Source organism: Streptomyces flavochromogenes (assembly GCF_000717595.1).
Classification (GTDB): Bacteria; Actinomycetota; Actinomycetes; order Streptomycetales; family Streptomycetaceae; genus Streptomyces; species Streptomyces flavochromogenes.
On the sequence record NZ_JNZO01000036.1, the window covers coordinates 32,120 to 47,273 of the forward strand.

At 71.4% G+C, this 15,154-nt stretch carries 13 protein-coding genes and 1 pseudogene; 8 read left to right on the forward strand and 6 right to left on the reverse strand.

All coding sequences use genetic code 11. From position 1 onward, the window contains the following. Nucleotides 1-61 precede the first annotated feature (61 nt). On the forward strand, nt 62-748 hold the full coding sequence (locus tag IF00_RS0134580; RefSeq protein WP_245234709.1) for a TetR/AcrR family transcriptional regulator: 687 nt from the start codon (nt 62-64) through the stop codon (nt 746-748). Between the two features lie 5 nt (nt 749-753). Here the strand turns inward: IF00_RS0134580 and IF00_RS44255 are convergent. Then, nucleotides 754-1,176, reverse strand: a pseudogene (locus tag IF00_RS44255) (cation:proton antiporter domain-containing protein); the annotation flags it as partial. Nucleotides 1,177-1,302: 126 nt separating this feature from the next. Here IF00_RS44255 and IF00_RS0134595 point away from each other — a divergent pair. Next, complete coding sequence (locus IF00_RS0134595; protein ID WP_030325038.1) at nt 1,303-1,527, forward strand: heavy-metal-associated domain-containing protein; 225 nt, start codon at nt 1,303-1,305, stop codon at nt 1,525-1,527. Between the two features lie 73 nt (nt 1,528-1,600). Next, nucleotides 1,601-3,850, forward strand: a complete 2,250-nt coding sequence (locus tag IF00_RS0134600; RefSeq protein WP_030325039.1) for a heavy metal translocating P-type ATPase — start codon at nt 1,601-1,603, stop codon at nt 3,848-3,850. 431 nt (nt 3,851-4,281) lie between these two features. Here the strand turns inward: IF00_RS0134600 and IF00_RS0134605 are convergent, their stop codons facing one another. Beyond that, nucleotides 4,282-5,571: a citrate synthase gene (locus tag IF00_RS0134605; protein ID WP_026057844.1), complete on the reverse strand. Its 1,290-nt coding sequence runs from the start codon at nt 5,569-5,571 to the stop codon at nt 4,282-4,284. Between the two features lie 179 nt (nt 5,572-5,750). Further along, nucleotides 5,751-7,982 carry an SF1B family DNA helicase RecD2 gene (gene recD2, locus IF00_RS0134610; protein WP_030325041.1) on the reverse strand — a complete coding sequence of 744 codons (2,232 nt, stop codon included), beginning with the start codon at nt 7,980-7,982 and terminating at the stop codon, nt 5,751-5,753. 323 nt (nt 7,983-8,305) lie between these two features. On the opposite strand from recD2, the gene IF00_RS0134615 reads away from it, so the two are divergent. From IF00_RS0134615 to IF00_RS0134625, 3 genes are all read left to right on the forward strand, one after another. Next, nucleotides 8,306-8,776: a DUF937 domain-containing protein gene (locus IF00_RS0134615; protein WP_037639769.1), complete on the forward strand. Its 471-nt coding sequence runs from the start codon at nt 8,306-8,308 to the stop codon at nt 8,774-8,776. A gap of 78 nt (nt 8,777-8,854) precedes the next feature. Continuing rightward, nucleotides 8,855-9,091 carry a type II toxin-antitoxin system VapB family antitoxin gene (locus IF00_RS0134620; RefSeq protein WP_030325045.1) on the forward strand — a complete coding sequence of 79 codons (237 nt, stop codon included), beginning with the start codon at nt 8,855-8,857 and terminating at the stop codon, nt 9,089-9,091. Further along, on the forward strand, nt 9,088-9,504 hold the full coding sequence (locus tag IF00_RS0134625) for a PIN domain nuclease (RefSeq protein ID WP_030325047.1): 417 nt from the start codon (nt 9,088-9,090) through the stop codon (nt 9,502-9,504). Before IF00_RS0134620 ends, IF00_RS0134625 begins: the two co-directional genes overlap by 4 nt. Before the next feature lie 29 nt (nt 9,505-9,533). Here IF00_RS0134625 and IF00_RS0134630 read toward each other — a convergent pair whose 3' ends face one another. The 3 genes from IF00_RS0134630 to IF00_RS0134640 are packed head-to-tail and all read right to left on the reverse strand — an operon-like array spanning nt 9,534 to nt 12,651. Further along, complete coding sequence (locus IF00_RS0134630; RefSeq protein WP_030325049.1) at nt 9,534-10,337, reverse strand: sugar phosphate isomerase/epimerase family protein; 804 nt, start codon at nt 10,335-10,337, stop codon at nt 9,534-9,536. Further along, complete coding sequence (locus IF00_RS0134635; RefSeq protein ID WP_030325050.1) at nt 10,337-11,503, reverse strand: dihydrodipicolinate synthase family protein; 1,167 nt, start codon at nt 11,501-11,503, stop codon at nt 10,337-10,339. Before IF00_RS0134635 ends, IF00_RS0134630 begins: the two co-directional genes overlap by 1 nt. After that, nucleotides 11,500-12,651: a Gfo/Idh/MocA family protein gene (locus IF00_RS0134640; RefSeq protein WP_030325052.1), complete on the reverse strand. Its 1,152-nt coding sequence runs from the start codon at nt 12,649-12,651 to the stop codon at nt 11,500-11,502. The genes IF00_RS0134635 and IF00_RS0134640 overlap by 4 nt, the downstream gene beginning before the upstream one ends. A 110-nt stretch (nt 12,652-12,761) precedes the next feature. Here IF00_RS0134640 and IF00_RS0134645 point away from each other — a divergent pair, with 110 nt between their 5' ends. Both IF00_RS0134645 and IF00_RS0134650 read left to right on the forward strand, forming a co-directional pair. Then, nucleotides 12,762-13,808, forward strand: coding sequence for a LacI family DNA-binding transcriptional regulator (locus IF00_RS0134645; RefSeq protein WP_030325054.1), 1,047 nt, complete (start codon nt 12,762-12,764; stop codon nt 13,806-13,808). 655 nt (nt 13,809-14,463) lie between these two features. Continuing rightward, nucleotides 14,464-15,123: a DUF4097 family beta strand repeat-containing protein gene (locus tag IF00_RS0134650; RefSeq protein ID WP_030325056.1), complete on the forward strand. Its 660-nt coding sequence runs from the start codon at nt 14,464-14,466 to the stop codon at nt 15,121-15,123. The last annotated feature ends 31 nt before the right edge of the window (nt 15,124-15,154 follow it).

A 15,154-nucleotide genomic window follows, 5' to 3' on the forward strand; every position in this document is an offset into this window, starting at 1 on the left:
TCACAAGAATGCGAGCGACCTCTCGTGTTTGTCAAACGTGTGAGGAGAGCTGGGGACAGCCATGTCCGAAGAACCGAAGCCGCGCCGCCGTCAGGCGCGGGGCGAGCGCCGTATCGCGCAGCTGCTCCAGGCCGCCGCGAGCGTCTTCTGTGCGAACGGCTACACGGCGTCCAGCACCAACGCGATCGCCCGCGAGGCCCATGTCTCGCCCGGCACGCTCTACCAGTACTTCCCCAACAAGGAAGCCATCGCGATCGAGTTGGGCGAGCGCCTGCTGCACCAGATGCGCGAGGCCCACGGCCAGGCGTTCACCCCGGAGAACCTCGCCCTGCCGCTGCCCGGACTGCTGGACGCCGTCGTCGACCCGTTGATCGAGTTCAACTGCGCCAACCCGGCCTTCCTCGCCCTGATGCACGGCTCCGAGGTCCCCGGCCGGATCGCGGAGGAGCACGACGAACTGCACGCGACCCTGCTCACCCGCGTGCAGGAGGTGATCGCCCACTACGCGCCCGCGCTTCCCGCCGAGGACCGCCTCCGGACGGCGGGCATGGCCTTCGCCGCCTTCAAGGGGGGCCTGGACCTCGTCCTCGCCGCGCCGGAGGGGGCCGAGCGGGACGCCACGATCGCGGAGCTCAAGACGCTCCTCCTGCGCTACCTCTCCCCCTTGGTCGAGTCCCCCTCGGTCGAGTCCCACTCGGTCGAGTCCCACTCGGTCGAGAGTCCGGTCACCACGACTCCGAGCCGCTGATCCGCTCGGCCGGAAGGCCCTCCCGCGTCCCGGAGCACGGGCAGGACGGTGCCGAGCGCGGTGCTGGTCAGCGCGACGCCGATGAAGACGCCCTTGGTGTAGCCGCCGCCGAGGAGGACACCGGTGGCCAGTCCGAGCCCGAGGGCGATCAGCCAGGCCCGGACGGATCGCCGGAGGGCGTCGCCGCGGACCTTGCCGAACTCGATCTCGTATCCCGCGAGGAAGATCAGCATGGCGAGGCCGAGCTCCGAGAGCCCGTCGATCAGCGCGTCCGGGCGCGCCCGGTCCAGGACGTCGGGGCCGATGCCGAGCAGGATCTCGAAGATGACGAGGGGGACGGGGAGCCATCACCCGACTCCGTAGGCGAGCAGCGGCGCCAGGACGGTGATCGCCATGATCAGGATGAGCGCGGTCCCCGATTGCGACATGTCGGCTATCTACCCTGGAGTCCGGCCGGGGTCGCGAGCGCGGCACGGCCGGACTCGACTGGATTTTATACCCCCTAGGGGTATAAAATGCCGACGTACGGTCCTGAACCCCACGAGGAGAACGCCATGACCGCAGAGACGAAGACCGACCTCACCACCGTCTACCAGGTCAAGGGCATGACCTGCGGCCACTGCGAGGGCGCGGTGTCGAGCGAGATCTCCGAGCTTCCCGGCGTCTCGTCGGTGACGGCCGTCGCCTCCACGGGTCAGGTGACCGTCGTCTCCGCCGCCCCGCTCGACGAGGAGGCCGTCCGCGCCGCCGTCGACGAGGCCGGCTACGAGCTGGTCTGACCGCTCACCCCGTCGACACGCCGCAGGGCCGTACCGTTACCGGGTACGGCCCTGCTCCCCTTTGGAACCGCACATGACCTCCAGCACCACCGCACCCCCCGTCGATGTCGCGGTCACCGAGCTGACGATCGGCGGGATGACCTGCGCCTCCTGCGCGGCCCGCGTCGAGAGGAAGCTCAACCGCATCGTCGGGGTGACCGCGACCGTCAACTACGCCACGGAGAAGGCGCGGATCGAGCACCCCCCGGAGGTCGGGGTCGACACGCTGATCGCCACCGTCGTCAAGACCGGCTACACGGCGGAGGAACCTCCGCCGCCGGAGCCCGAACCGACCGCCGTAGCGGAGGATCGGGAGACCGCCCCGGACCCCGAACTCGCCTCCCTCCGGCAGCGGCTCACCGTCTCCGCGCTGCTCTCCGCGCCCGTCGTCCTGCTCGCCATGGTCCCGAGCCTCCAGTTCGACAACTGGCAGTGGCTCTCGCTCACCCTCGCCGCCCCCGTCGTCGTCTGGGGCGGGCTTCCCTTCCACCGGGCCGCCTGGACCAACCTCCGGCACGGCGCCGCCACCATGGACACCCTCGTCTCGGTCGGCACCCTCGCCGCCTTCGGCTGGTCGCTCTGGGCCCTCTTCCTCGGCGACGCGGGCATGCCCGGCATGCGGCACGGCTTCGACCCGACCGTCGACCGCTCCGAGGCCTCGTCCGCGATCTATCTGGAGGTCGCGGCGGGGGTCGTCACCTTCATCCTCCTCGGCCGCTACCTGGAGGCCCGTGCCAAGCGGAAGGCGGGCACGGCACTCCGGGCCCTGATGGAACTCGGCGCCAAGGACGTTGCCGTCCTGCGCGGGGGCACGGAAGTGCGGGTGCCGGTCGCCGCGCTGCGGACCGGCGACCTCTTCGTCGTACGGCCCGGGGAGAAGATCGCCACCGACGGCACCGTCGCCGAGGGCGCGTCGGCCGTCGACGCCTCCCTGCTCACCGGCGAGTCACTGCCGCTGGACGTCGCCGCGGGCAGCGACGTCACCGGCGGCTGCGTCAACGTCTCGGGCCGCCTCGTCGTCCGGGCCACCCGTGTCGGCGCCGACACCCAGCTCGCCCGCATGGCGAAGCTCGTCGAGGACGCCCAGAACGGCAAGGCCGAGGTACAGCGGCTCGCCGACCGGATCTCGGCCGTCTTCGTGCCGGTGGTCCTGCTCGTCGCGCTCGGCACCCTCGTCACCTGGCTGCTGCTGACCGACGACCCGACGGCCTCCTTCACCGCCGCCGTCGCCGTCCTGATCATCGCCTGCCCCTGCGCCCTGGGCCTCGCGACCCCGACCGCGCTCATGGTCGGCACCGGCCGCGGCGCGCAGCTCGGCATCCTGATCAAGGGCCCCGAGGTCCTGGAGTCCACCCGCCGCGTCGACACGATCGTCCTCGACAAGACGGGCACGGTCACCACGGGCCGCATGCGGCTGGCCGGTGTGCGCGTGTACGGCGGTAAGTACGGCACCGACGCCACCGACGAGACCGAGCTGCTACGGCTGGCCGGGGCCCTGGAGCACTCTTCCGAGCACCCGGTGGCCCGCGCGGTCGCGGGCGGCGCCGTCGAGCGCTGCGGGGAGCTCCCCGTACCGAAGACCTTCGAGAACGTCCCCGGGCTCGGCGTCCGCGGCTCGGTCGAGGGCCACCTGGTCCTCGTCGGCCGTGCCGCGCTGCTGACGGCGGAGGGCGTCGACGTGCCGGCGGGCGGGGAGCCCGGTGCCGTCCACGTCGCCTGGGACGGGGTCGCCCGGGGCACCCTGACCGTCGCGGACACCGTCAAGGACACCAGCGCGGAGGCGGTGGCCCGGCTGCGGGGCCTCGGCCTGCGGCCGGTCCTCCTCACCGGGGACCACCGGGTGGTGGCGGAGGCCGTGGCGGCGGAGGTCGGCATCGACGAGGTGATCGCCGAGGTGCTGCCGGAGGAGAAGGCCGAGGTGATCCGGAGGCTCCAGGCGGAGGGCCGGACGGTCGCGATGGTCGGCGACGGGGTGAACGACGCGGCGGCCCTCGCGACGGCGGACCTGGGCCTGGCGATGGGGACGGGCACGGACGCGGCGATCGAGGCGAGCGATCTGACCCTGGTACGGGGCGATTTGCGGGTCGCGGCCGACGCGATCCGGCTCGCCCGCCGCACCCTGGCGACGATCAGGGGAAATCTGGGCTGGGCCTTCGGCTACAACGTGGCGGCGCTGCCGCTCGCCGCGGCCGGACTCCTGAACCCGATGATCGCGGGCCTGGCGATGGCCTTTTCGTCCGTCTTCGTCGTATCCAACAGCCTTCGTCTCCGCCGCTTCACGTGAATTCACCCACGCGTGACGCACAGGACCTTCACAAAGAGACCTAGATCACAGATATTGGGGGGTAACCATCTGGGCTGTTCGCGAGTCTAAGTGGGCGATGCCGAGAACGTCTTGGGGGACGTTCATGGAATGTCTTGGGGGACGTTCCAGGCAAGCGTTGGCCGGGGCACGTGCACCGGGGAGCTTTGAGCGGCCCTCCCGTACGTACCCCGGCAGACCGCGCCGCGCCGACCCGCGTAGCTTCTGCGACACCCGCAGACGCCCGGCCCGGATCCCGTGGGGGGAATCCGCACCGGGACATGGGAAGCGCCCCGCTCGTCGACCCGTGGGGGGATCGACGGCGGGGCGCTTCCTCTTTTTCGGAGGCTCGGTTCGCCTCCACAGGCATCGTGAACCGACCAGGGGGAACGCCCCCGGTCACGGCGAAGGCTCTAGCGCGCCTCGACCGGGACGAAGTCGCGGAGGACCTCGCCGGTGTAGATCTGGCGCGGGCGGCCGATGCGGGAGCCGGGCTCCTTGATCATCTCGTGCCACTGGGCGATCCAGCCGGGCAGGCGGCCGAGCGCGAAGAGGACGGTGAACATCTCGGTCGGGAAGCCCATCGCGCGGTAGATGAGGCCCGTGTAGAAGTCCACGTTGGGGTAGAGGTTGCGCGAGACGAAGTACTCGTCGGAGAGCGCGTGCTCCTCCAGCTTGAGCGCGATGTCCAGCAGCTCGTCGGACTTGCCGAGGGCCGAGAGGACGTCGTGCGCCGCCGCCTTGATGATCTTGGCGCGCGGGTCGAAGGACTTGTACACCCGGTGGCCGAAGCCCATCAGGCGGACGCCGTCCTCCTTGTTCTTCACCTTGCGGATGAAGGAGTCGACATCGCCGCCGTTGGCCTTGATGCCCTCGAGCATCTCCAGGACCGACTGGTTGGCGCCACCGTGCAGCGGGCCCCACAGGGCCGAGATGCCGGCGGAGATCGAGGCGAACATGTTCGCCTGCGAGGAGCCGACCAGACGCACGGTGGAGGTCGAGCAGTTCTGCTCGTGGTCCGCGTGCAGGATCAGCAGCTTGTCGAGCGCGTTGACGACGACCGGGTCCAGGTCGTACTCCTGCGCCGGGACCGAGAAGGTCATGCGCAGGAAGTTCTCGACGTACCCGAGGTCGTTGCGCGGGTAGACGAACGGGTGGCCGATCGACTTCTTGTACGCATACGCCGCGATCGTCGGCAGCTTCGCGAGCAGCCGGATCGTGGAGAGGTGACGCTGCTCCTCGTCGAACGGGTTGTGGCTGTCCTGGTAGAAGGTGGACAGCGCGGAGACCACCGAGGACAGCATCGCCATCGGGTGGGCGTCCCGCGGGAAACCGCGGAAGAAGTTCTTGACGTCCTCGTGGACGAGCGTGTGCTGCGTGATCTCGTTCTTGAAGGTCGCCAGCTCGTCGACCTTGGGCAGCTCACCGTTGATCAGCAGGTACGCCACCTCAAGGAAGGTGGAGCGCTCGGCCAGCTGCTCGATGGGGTAACCGCGGTACCGCAGAATCCCCTGCTCACCGTCGAGGTAGGTGATCGCGGATTTATAGGCGGCGGTGTTGCCGTATCCGCTGTCCAGGGTGACCAGACCGGTCTGGGCTCGGAGTTTCCCGATGTCGAAGCCCTTGTCGCCGACGGTGCTCTCGACCACCGGGTAGGTGTATTCACCGTCCGCGTACCGCAGTACTACAGAGTTGTCGCTCACGTCATCCCTCACCGACGTAGTGCCTCTTCTTCGAGGTGCCCTGACTGTCTCTACCATCCCCCATTTGGCTCAGGAGAGTGCACTCGGGGTCGACCATTGGGCCAATCGGCGGCACTCAGTGCCGCCAACCTTCATATCCTGCCCCCTTCGCCCCGGTTCCGGTAGTCCTCCGTGATCTTTCACACGGGGGCACCGCCTGTGAGCCGAAACGCGAGTGCGGTAAAGCGTCTACCCGCGGAGACCGTCCGGACCGCCTGGGCGATCGCCCGGCGGGAGCCGACGAGGACCACGAGCTTCTTCGCGCGGGTCACGGCGGTGTAGAGCAGGTTCCGCTGCAGCATCATCCAGGCACTCATCGTGACCGGGATCACCACGGCCGGATACTCACTGCCCTGCGAACGGTGGATGGTGACCGCGTACGCGTGGGCGAGCTCGTCCAGTTCGTCGAAGTCGTACGGCACCTCCTCGTCCTCGTCCGTCCGCACCGTCAGCTTCTGCTCGACGGGGTCCAGCTGCGTCACGACGCCGACGGTGCCGTTGAAGACCCCATTGGCCCCCTTGTCATAGTTGTTCCTGATCTGGGTGACTTTGTCACCTACGCGGAAGACCCGGCCGCCGAACCGCTTCTCCGGCAGATCGGGGCGGCCCGGAGTGATGACCTGCTGCAGCAGTCCGTTGAGCGAGCCCGCACCGGCCGGGCCCCGGTGCATGGGGGCGAGAACCTGCACGTCACGGCGGGGGTCGAGGCCGAACTTGGCCGGAATCCGCCGGGCCGCGACGTCCACGGCGACCCGGGCGGCGTCCTCGGTCTCCTCCTCGACGAAGAGGAAGAAGTCCGGCAGGCCCTCGGTCTTCGGCGGGGTGCCGGCGTTGATCCGGTGCGCGTTGGTGACGACCCCGGACTCCTGCGCCTGACGGAAGATCCGGGTCAGCCGGACCGCCGGTACGGGGCTTCCCGGAGCGAGCAGATCGCCGAGGACCTCGCCCGCGCCGACCGACGGGAGCTGGTCCACATCGCCCACGAGGAGCAGATGGGCCCCCGGTGCCACCGCCTTGACCAGCTTGTTCGCCAGGAGCAGGTCGAGCATGGAGGCCTCGTCGACCACGACCAGGTCCGCGTCGAGCGGCCGGTCCCGGTCGTAGGCCGCGTCGCCGCCCGGCTTGAGTTCCAGGAGCCGGTGAACGGTGGAGGCCTCCGCGCCGGTCAGCTCCGCGAGCCGCTTGGCCGCCCGCCCCGTGGGAGCGGCGAGGACGACCTTGGCCCTCTTGGCGCGGGCCAGCTCCACGATGGAGCGGACCGTGAACGACTTGCCGCAGCCGGGGCCGCCGGTGAGCACGGCGACCTTCCGGGTGAGCGCGAGCCGGACGGCCTCCTCCTGCTCCGGCGCGAGCGAGGCCCCCGTCCGGTCCGCGAGCCAGGCGAGGGCCTTGTCCCAGGCCACGTCCCGGAAGGCCGGCATCCGGTCCTCCTCGGCCCGCAGCAGCCGCCGGAGCTGTCCGGCGAGCGACAGCTCGGCCCGGTGGAAGGGGATCAGGTACACGGCGGTGACCGGTGTCCCCTCGGGACCCGGCACCGTCTCCCGTACGACCCCCTCGGGGTCCTCGGCCAGCTCGGCGAGGCACTCGATGACAAGCCCCGTGTCGACCTGGAGGAGCTTCACCGCGTCGGCGATCAGCCGCTCCTCGGGGAGGAAGCAGTGCCCCTGGTCGCTGGACTGCGAGAGGGCGTACTGCAGGCCGGCCTTCACCCGGTCGGGGCTGTCGTGGGGTATGCCCACGGCCTGGGCGATCTTGTCGGCGGTGAGGAAGCCGATGCCCCAGACGTCGGCGGCGAGCCGGTAGGGCTGGTTCCGCACGATGGAGATCGAGGCGTCCCCGTACTTCTTGTAGATCCGGACCGCGATGGAGGTGGAGACACCGACGCCCTGGAGGAAGACCATCACCTCCTTGATCGCCTTCTGCTCCTCCCAGGCCGCGCTGATCTTCTTCGTGCGCTTGGGACCCAGGCCCGGGACCTCGATCAGGCGGCCGGGGGCCTCCTCAAGGATCCGGAGGGTGTCCAGGCCGAAGTGCTGGGTGATGCGATCGGCGAAGACGGGGCCGATGCCCTTGACGAGACCCGAGCCGAGATAGCGGCGGATGCCCTGGATCGTGGCGGGCAGCAGGGTCGTGTAGTTCTCGACGGTGAACTGCTTGCCGTACTGCGGATGCGAGCCCCAACGGCCCTCCATCCGCAGCGACTCCCCCGGCTGCGCCCCGAGCAGCGCCCCGACCACGGTGAGCAGGTCCCCGGCGCCGCGCCCGGTGTCGACGCGGGCGACCGTGTACCCGCTCTCCTCGTTGGCGTAGGTGATCCGCTCCAGGACCCCTTCGAGTACGGCCGACCCCGGACCACGACCTTCGTTGGACATGCCCCGAAGGTAGCGAACCGGTCGGACAGCGTGTGCGCCCGTGTGGACAACTCCCCCTCCGGGGCGCCCGGCTCGGCTCAGCCGCCCGGATTCCACTCCTTCCGCTCCACGCTGTGGTGCTCCACGGGCCGGTCCGTCCCCAGCTTCGCCGGGATCAGGAGTCCGCCGAGACCCGTCCCGATCAACCCGACGGCATCAACACCGCCCACAGCCAGTCCGGCACGGCCCCCGCGCCCGCCTTCCAGGACGCCGGGCGGGTCGGAGGGTCCCCCGGCAAGGCGCTCCGGGTGCCGCACAAGAGGGCAGGTCGTAGCGTTTCCGGCATGAGCGAAACCTTCGAGGACGAGGTCCTGAACGAGCTGGGCGACGACCGCCTCCAGGAGATCGCCGGCCTGCTCGGCACGGACCCCGCGGGGGCGCGGCCGGTCGTGGGCCGTTCGGTGGCCGAACTCTCCGGCGAGCTGCGCCAGGCGGCGGCCGAGCCGGCCAGCGCGGACGAGGTCCGCGCCGCCGTCGACGAGGTGACCTCGGCCGAACCCCCGCTCCAGGGCGTCGCCGGCTTCGGCGGCCTCGCGGCCGGCGGCCTGATGGCCGGAGTCCTGGGCAGACTGGCCCGCCCGGCGGCGAACGCGATCGCGAGGAAGACCGGCATCCCGGCGGCCGCGGTGTCCCGAGCGGTCGACATCCTGGTGCCGGTCGTCCTCGCGGTCATGACGAAGCGCGCGGCGACGAAGAGGAGCGGCGGCGCGGCGGCGGACGGCCTGGGCGACCTCCTGGGCGGCCCGGGGAAGTAGCGCGGCGCCCGCAGAGGTCGCCGCTACCATGTGGGAGAAGTGGGCAAAGCTCCCACATGACACACATGGAGGCCGACCATGGGCGTGACCAACGTGGACGTGGACGACGACGTACTCGCCGAAGCCGCGAAACTCCTCGGCACGACCACGAAGAAGGACACCATCAACACTGCCCTGGAAGAGGTCATAAGGCGTCATCACCGCCGCGCGGCGTTCGGGCGTCTCGCGGAACGCGGCGCGCGAGGCGACCTGGAGCGCACGCGCCGGGACTGGGAAGCCCGCAAGGCCGCCCAGCACGGCGAGGGCGCGGAGTGATCGCCTACCTCATCGACACCAGCGCATACGTCCACCTCGGCACCGATCCCGCCGCACATCGACGCTGGGACGCCGAGATCGAAACGGGCTCCATCGGCATGTGCGAAGCCACCCGGACGGAGATCCTCTTCAGCGCCGTGACCGCGGACGATCGCGATGAGACCGAAGAGGACCTCGCGGCCCTGTTCGCGCCGGTGCGCGTCCCCAAGGACGCGTGGCGATGGGTGGAGACCGCCCAGTACAAGCTGACGCAGAAGGGGCAGCACCGCGCGGCGGGCGTCGTGGATCTGCTTCTCTGCGCCACGGCGGTCCACCACGGGTTGACCCTCCTTCACAGGGACAACGACTTCGCCACCGTCGCCCGCGTCCTCAAAGAGGTCGAGCAGCAGGACGTGCGGCACCTGGGCGAGTGACCGCCCGCCCACCGCAGGCCCCTCGTACCTCACACCGACAGGAACGCCTCCAGCGTCTCCTCCAGGACCTCGACGCCGTTCCTCGACCACAGGTCGTCGTTGAAGATCTCCACCTCCACCGGGCCCGTCCAGCCCGCCTTCTCCGTCAGGTCCGCCCAGGCCCGCAGGTCGATCGCGCCGGTGCCCAGTTGGCCTCGGCCGGTCAGGACGCCGGCCGGGAGGGGGGTGGTCCAGTCGGCGAGCTGGAAGGAGTGGATGCGGCCCGCCGCGCCCGCGCGTTCGACCGCCGCCGGGGCGCGGTCGTCCCACCAGAGGTGGTACGTGTCGACCACCACGCCCACCTGCTCGGGCGGGAAGTGCTCGGCGACGGCCAGCGCCTGGTCCAGGGTGGACACCGCGCAGCGGTCGGCGGCGTACATGGGGTGGAGGGGCTCGACCGCCAGGCGGATTCCGCGTTCGCCCGCGTAGGGGGCCAGCGCCCCGATCGCCTCGGTGATGCGGGCGCGGGCCGAGGGCAGGTCCGGGAAGGCGGGGGTGAGGCCGCCGGAGACCAGGACGACGGTGTCCGTGCCGAGCGTGACCGCCTCGTCGATCGCCGTACGGTTCTCCTCCTCCCAGCCGTCCGAGGTGAAGAAGCCGCCGCGGCAGAGGGTGGTGACCGTCAGGCCCGCGTCCCGCACGAGCTCGGCCGCCGCCTCGACGCCGTACTCCTGGACCGGCTCGCGCCACAGTCCCACGCCCGGGATGCCGAGCCGGACGCAGTGGGCGACCAGGTCGGGGAGGGACAGCTGCTTGACCGTCATCTGGTTGACGCTGAAGCGGTCGAGGTTCATCACAGGCCTCCCTGGACCGTCAGGAGGGAGCGCATGCGCGATTCCGCGAGCGCCGGGTCCGGGAACAGGCCCAGGCCGTCCGCCAGTTCGTACGCCTTCGCGAGGTGCGGCAGCGAGCGGGCGGACTGCAGGCCGCCGACCATCGTGAAGTGGTCCTGGTGGCCGGCGAGCCAGGCGAGGAGGACGACTCCCGTCTTGTAGAAGCGGGTCGGCGCCCGGAAGAGGTGCCGGGACAGGGCGACCGTCGGGTCGAGGACGGCACGGAAACCGTTTACATCACCCGTGTCGAGAGCCCGTACCGCCTCCGCCGCGAGCGGCGCCAGCGGGTCGAAGATGCCCAGCAGGGCGTGGCTGAAGCCCTGTTCGTCCCCCGCGATCAGCTCCGGGTAGTGGAAGTCGTCGCCCGTGTAGCAGCGCACGCCCTCCGGGAGGCGGCGGCGCAGTTCGACCTCGCGCCGGGCGTCCAGGAGGGAGACCTTGATGCCGTCGACCTTGTCCGGGTGCGCGGCGATGACCTCCAGGAACGTCTCGGTCGCGGTGTCCAGGTCGCCCGAGCCCCAGTACCCGTCGAGCGCCGGGTCGAACATCGGGCCGAGCCAGTGCAGGACGACCGGCTCGCTCGCCTGGCGGAGGAGGTGGCCGTACAGGTCGAGGTAGTCCTCCGGTCCCGAGGCCGCCGCGGCGAGGGCACGGGAGGCCATCAGGATGGCCTGGGACCCGGTCTCCTCGACGAGCGCGAGCTGCTCCTCGTACGCCTTGCGGACCGCCGCCAGGCCGGCGGGGCCGGTGAGCCGGTCGGATCCGGCGAGTTGGTCGGTGCCGACGCCGCAGGCGATCCGGCCGCCGACCGCCTTGGCCTCCGCCGCGCTGCGGCGGATCAGCTCGGCCGCCCCCGTCCAGTCGAGGCCCATCCCCCGCTGCGCGGTGTCCATGGCCTCGGCGACCCCGAGGCCGTGGGACCAGAGGTGGTGGCGGAAGGCGAGGGTGGCGTCCCAGTCGACCGCCGCGGGCGAGTCGGGGGTGGTGTCGGCGTACGGGTCGGCGACGACGTGGGCGGCGGAGAAGACCGTACGGGAGGTCAGGGGGCCGCCCCCGCCCGCGGTCAGCGGCTCGGTGCGCGGCGCGTACTCCCGTACGCCGCCGCCGGTCTCGGGCAGGCGGATCACAGGCTCACCTCCGGGACGTCGAGACGGCGGCCCTCGGCGGCGGACTTCAGGCCGAGTTCGGCGAGCTGGACACCGCGGGCGCCCGCGAGGAGGTCCCAGTGGTACGGCTCGTCGAGGACGACGTGCCGCAGGAAGAGCTCCCACTGGGCCTTGAAGCCGTTGTCGAACTCGGCGTTGTCGGGGACCTCCTGCCACTGGTCGCGGAAGGGCTCGGTGGCCGGAATGTCGGGGTTCCAGACGGGCTTGGGCGTCGCCGAGCGGTGCTGGACGCGGCAGTTGCGCAGTCCGGCGACGGCGGAGCCGTGGGTGCCGTCGACCTGGAACTCGACGAGTTCGTCGCGGTTGACGCGGACGGTCCAGGAGGAGTTGATCTGGGCGATGGCGCCGCCCTCCAGCTGGAAGATGCCGTAGGCGGCGTCGTCGGCGGTGGCCTCGTACGGCTTGCCCTGCTCGTCCCAGCGGCGCGGGACGTGGGTGGCGACCTGGGCGGTGACGGAGGTGACGCGGCCGAACAGCTCGTGGAGCACGTACTCCCAGTGCGGGAACATGTCGACGACGATGCCGCCGCCGTCCTGGGAGCGGTAGTTCCAGCTGGGGCGCTGGGCGTCCTGCCAGTCGCCCTCGAAGACCCAGTAGCCGAACTCGCCGCGTACGGACAGGATCTCGCCGAAGAAGCCGCCGTCGATGAGGCGCTTGAGCTTGAGCAGGCCCGGCAGGAACAGCTTGTCCTGGACGACGCCGTGCTTGACGCCCTTCTCGGCGGCGAGCCGGGCGAGCTCCAGGGCGCCGGCGAGGTCGGCGGCCGTGGGCTTCTCGGTGTAGATGTGCTTGCCGGCGTGGACGGCCTTGGTGATCGCCTCGGCGCGGGCGGACGTGACCTGGGCGTCGAAGTAGATGTCGACGGTGTCGTCGGCGAGGACGGCGTCGAGGTCGGTGGACCACTCGGTGAGGCCGTGGCGCTCGGCGAGCGCGCGCAGGGCGGGCTCGCGGCGGCCGACGAGGACCGGCTCGGGCCAGAGGGTCTCGCCGTTGCCGAGGTCGAGGCCGCCCTGTTCGCGCAGGGCGAGGATCGAACGGACCAGGTGCTGGCGGTGTCCCATGCGCCCGGTGACGCCGTTCATGGCGATGCGGACTGTCCTGCGTGTCACGAAAGGTTCCTCTCCCCGGTGTTCCGCGCCTCGATAGAAAGCGCTTTCCATCGGCGATGACGCTAGCCTGCCGACATCGCCGTCGACAAGGCCCTGGAGGTACGCACACGATGACCGTCACCCTGGCGGACGTGGCCGCTCGCGCACGGGTCTCGCCCGCCACCGTCTCCCGCGTCCTCAACGGCAACTACCCGGTCGCCGAGTCGACCCGCGAGCGGGTCCTGCGAGCCGTGGACGAGCTGGACTACGTCCTCAACGGGCCCGCCAGCTCACTCGCCGCCGCCACCTCCGACCTCGTCGGCGTCCTCGTCCACGACATCGCCGACCCGTTCTTCGGGGTCATGGCGAGCGCGGCGCAGAGCTCCATCGGGGAAGGCGGATCGGGGCGCGGCGGCGGCGAGAAGCTCGCCGTCGTCTGCAACACCGGCGGCTCCCCCGAACGCGAACTGACCTACCTCACGCTGCTCCAGCGGCAGCGGGCCGCGGCCGTGATCCTCATGGGCGGCTCCCTGGAGGACCCCGAGCACCTGGCGGCGACGACCGGCAAGCTGGCCAAGCTGGCGGAGGCCGGGACCCGGGTCGTGCTCTGCGGACGCCCGCCGGTCACCGGCGACGCGAACGCGGCCGCGCTCGTCTTCGACAACCGGGGCGGCGCGCGCCGCCTCACCGAGCACCTGCTCGAACTCGGCCACCGGCACATCGGTTACGCGGCCGGCCCGGCCGACCGGACCACGACCCGGCACCGCCTGGAGGGCCACCGGGCGGCGCTCACGGCGGCGGGGATCGCGGAGGGGCCGACGGTCCACGGCCCGTACGACCGACAGGCGGGCTACCGGGCCACGGCCGAGCTCCTCGCCCGCGACCCGGACCTCACGGCGGTCGTCGCCGCCAACGACACGGTCGCCCTCGGCGTCTGCGCGGCCCTGCGGGAACGCGGCCTGTCGATCCCGGGCGACGTGTCCGTGGCGGGCTTCGACGACCTCCCGTTCTCGGTGGACGCGGTCCCGTCCCTGACGACCGTCCATCTGCCGCTGCACGAGGCGGGGACACGAGCGGGCCGCCTGGCGATGGGCACGGAGGACCCCCCGGCGGGCGGCCTGGCCCGTGTCCCGGCGGAGCTGGTGGTACGGGGCTCCACGGGGCGGCCCCGGGGGTAGGCGGGCGGCCCGCCGGGTGCGGGCGAGGGCCGGCCCCCGACCGCGACCCCCGGGCCCCGGGCCCCGGGCCCCGGACATCATTCGAGAGACGACCATCAGGCCCACCACGCGCCGGCGAGGGCCGACTCCGGCGCGGCGCGGCGCCGCGACGTGACGGGGCCACGCCGGGGTCCGGAGGCTCAGGCGCCGCGTCACGCGGCGTCACGCCGCGCCGCGCCCGGCATCAGGTCGGGCCCACCCGCCGCCCGGGCCCGACAGGCGACACCCGGGACGAACGCGTCATCGCCGCACCTCCGTGCGGCCGTGCGCCGTACCGCGGCAACGCCGTGCGCCGCACCGCCGCACCGTCGCACCCCCCGCCGCACCGCCGGATCCACGCATCGCCCCATCGTCCTCGGCACCCATGCCCCGGCTCCCCGTCCGCACGGACGCCCGGCGTGCCCACAGTGCGTTCACCTTCATTCCATTGCAACGAACAACACTTGGAGTGTTGCATTAGCCTCGAAACCGTTGCAACGAAATCACTCAACCCACCTGCAGTTATGGCTATTTAGCGCAACGAGCTTGTTGCCAGACCCATGAACGCAACGTAGCTTTTCCCTCATCGGAAACGGCGGGACCGAGAACGGGCCCGCCCCCAAGAAGGAGAAGCACCGTGCAGAAGTTCGCCACCACCGCCGTCCTCGACATCCCCGCCGGCCGCATCCAGCTCATCGCCGCCGACCGCGCCGACGCCACCGTCGACGTCCGCCCCGCGAACGCCGCCAAGGGCAACGACGTGAAGGCCGCCGAAGAGACCACCGTCGACTTCACCGACGGCGTCCTGCGGATCGCCGCCGCCCCCGCGAAGAACAAGACCCTCGGCGACTCCGGCTCCATCGAGGTGACCGTCCGGCTCCCGGCCGGCTCCCGCGTCGAGGCGAAGAGCGCCGCCGCCGAACTCCGCGGCGTCGGACGGCTCGGCGACGTCGTCTTCGACGGCGCGCAGGGCACGGTCGAGCTCGACGAGACCGCGAGCGCCCACCTCACCCTGCTCGCCGGCGACATCACGGTCGGCCGCCTCGGCGGCGCCGCCGAGATCAGCACCAAGAAGGGCGACCTCCGCATCGACGAGGCCACGCAGGGCGCGGTCGTGCTGCGTACCGAGTCGGGCGAGATCGCGGTCGGAGCCGCCCGCGGCGTCTCCGCCACCCTGAACGCCGGCACCGCCTACGGCCGCGTCCACAACGCGCTCGCCAACACCGCCGGCGCCGCCGCCGGCCTGACCATCCACGCCACCACCTCGTACGGCGACATCACCGCCCGCAGCCTCTGAACCGCCCCGGCGGTATGACCGCCGCCCCCAC

What these genes read in the sequence shown, in the direction of transcription:
- IF00_RS0134580 (WP_245234709.1), top strand. Translation starts at nt 62, where the DNA reads ATGTCCGAAGAACCGAAGCCGCGCCGCCGTCAGGCGCGGGGCGAGCGC.
- IF00_RS0134595 (WP_030325038.1), top strand. Translation starts at nt 1,303, where the DNA reads ATGACCGCAGAGACGAAGACCGACCTCACCACCGTCTACCAGGTCAAG.
- IF00_RS0134600 (WP_030325039.1), top strand. Translation starts at nt 1,601, where the DNA reads ATGACCTCCAGCACCACCGCACCCCCCGTCGATGTCGCGGTCACCGAG.
- recD2 (WP_030325041.1), bottom strand. Translation starts at nt 7,982, where the DNA reads ATGTCCAACGAAGGTCGTGGTCCGGGGTCGGCCGTACTCGAAGGGGTC.
- IF00_RS0134615 (WP_037639769.1), top strand. Translation starts at nt 8,306, where the DNA reads ATGAGCGAAACCTTCGAGGACGAGGTCCTGAACGAGCTGGGCGACGAC.
- IF00_RS0134620 (WP_030325045.1), top strand. Translation starts at nt 8,855, where the DNA reads ATGGGCGTGACCAACGTGGACGTGGACGACGACGTACTCGCCGAAGCC.
- IF00_RS0134630 (WP_030325049.1), bottom strand. Translation starts at nt 10,337, where the DNA reads ATGAACCTCGACCGCTTCAGCGTCAACCAGATGACGGTCAAGCAGCTG.
- IF00_RS0134645 (WP_030325054.1), top strand. Translation starts at nt 12,762, where the DNA reads ATGACCGTCACCCTGGCGGACGTGGCCGCTCGCGCACGGGTCTCGCCC.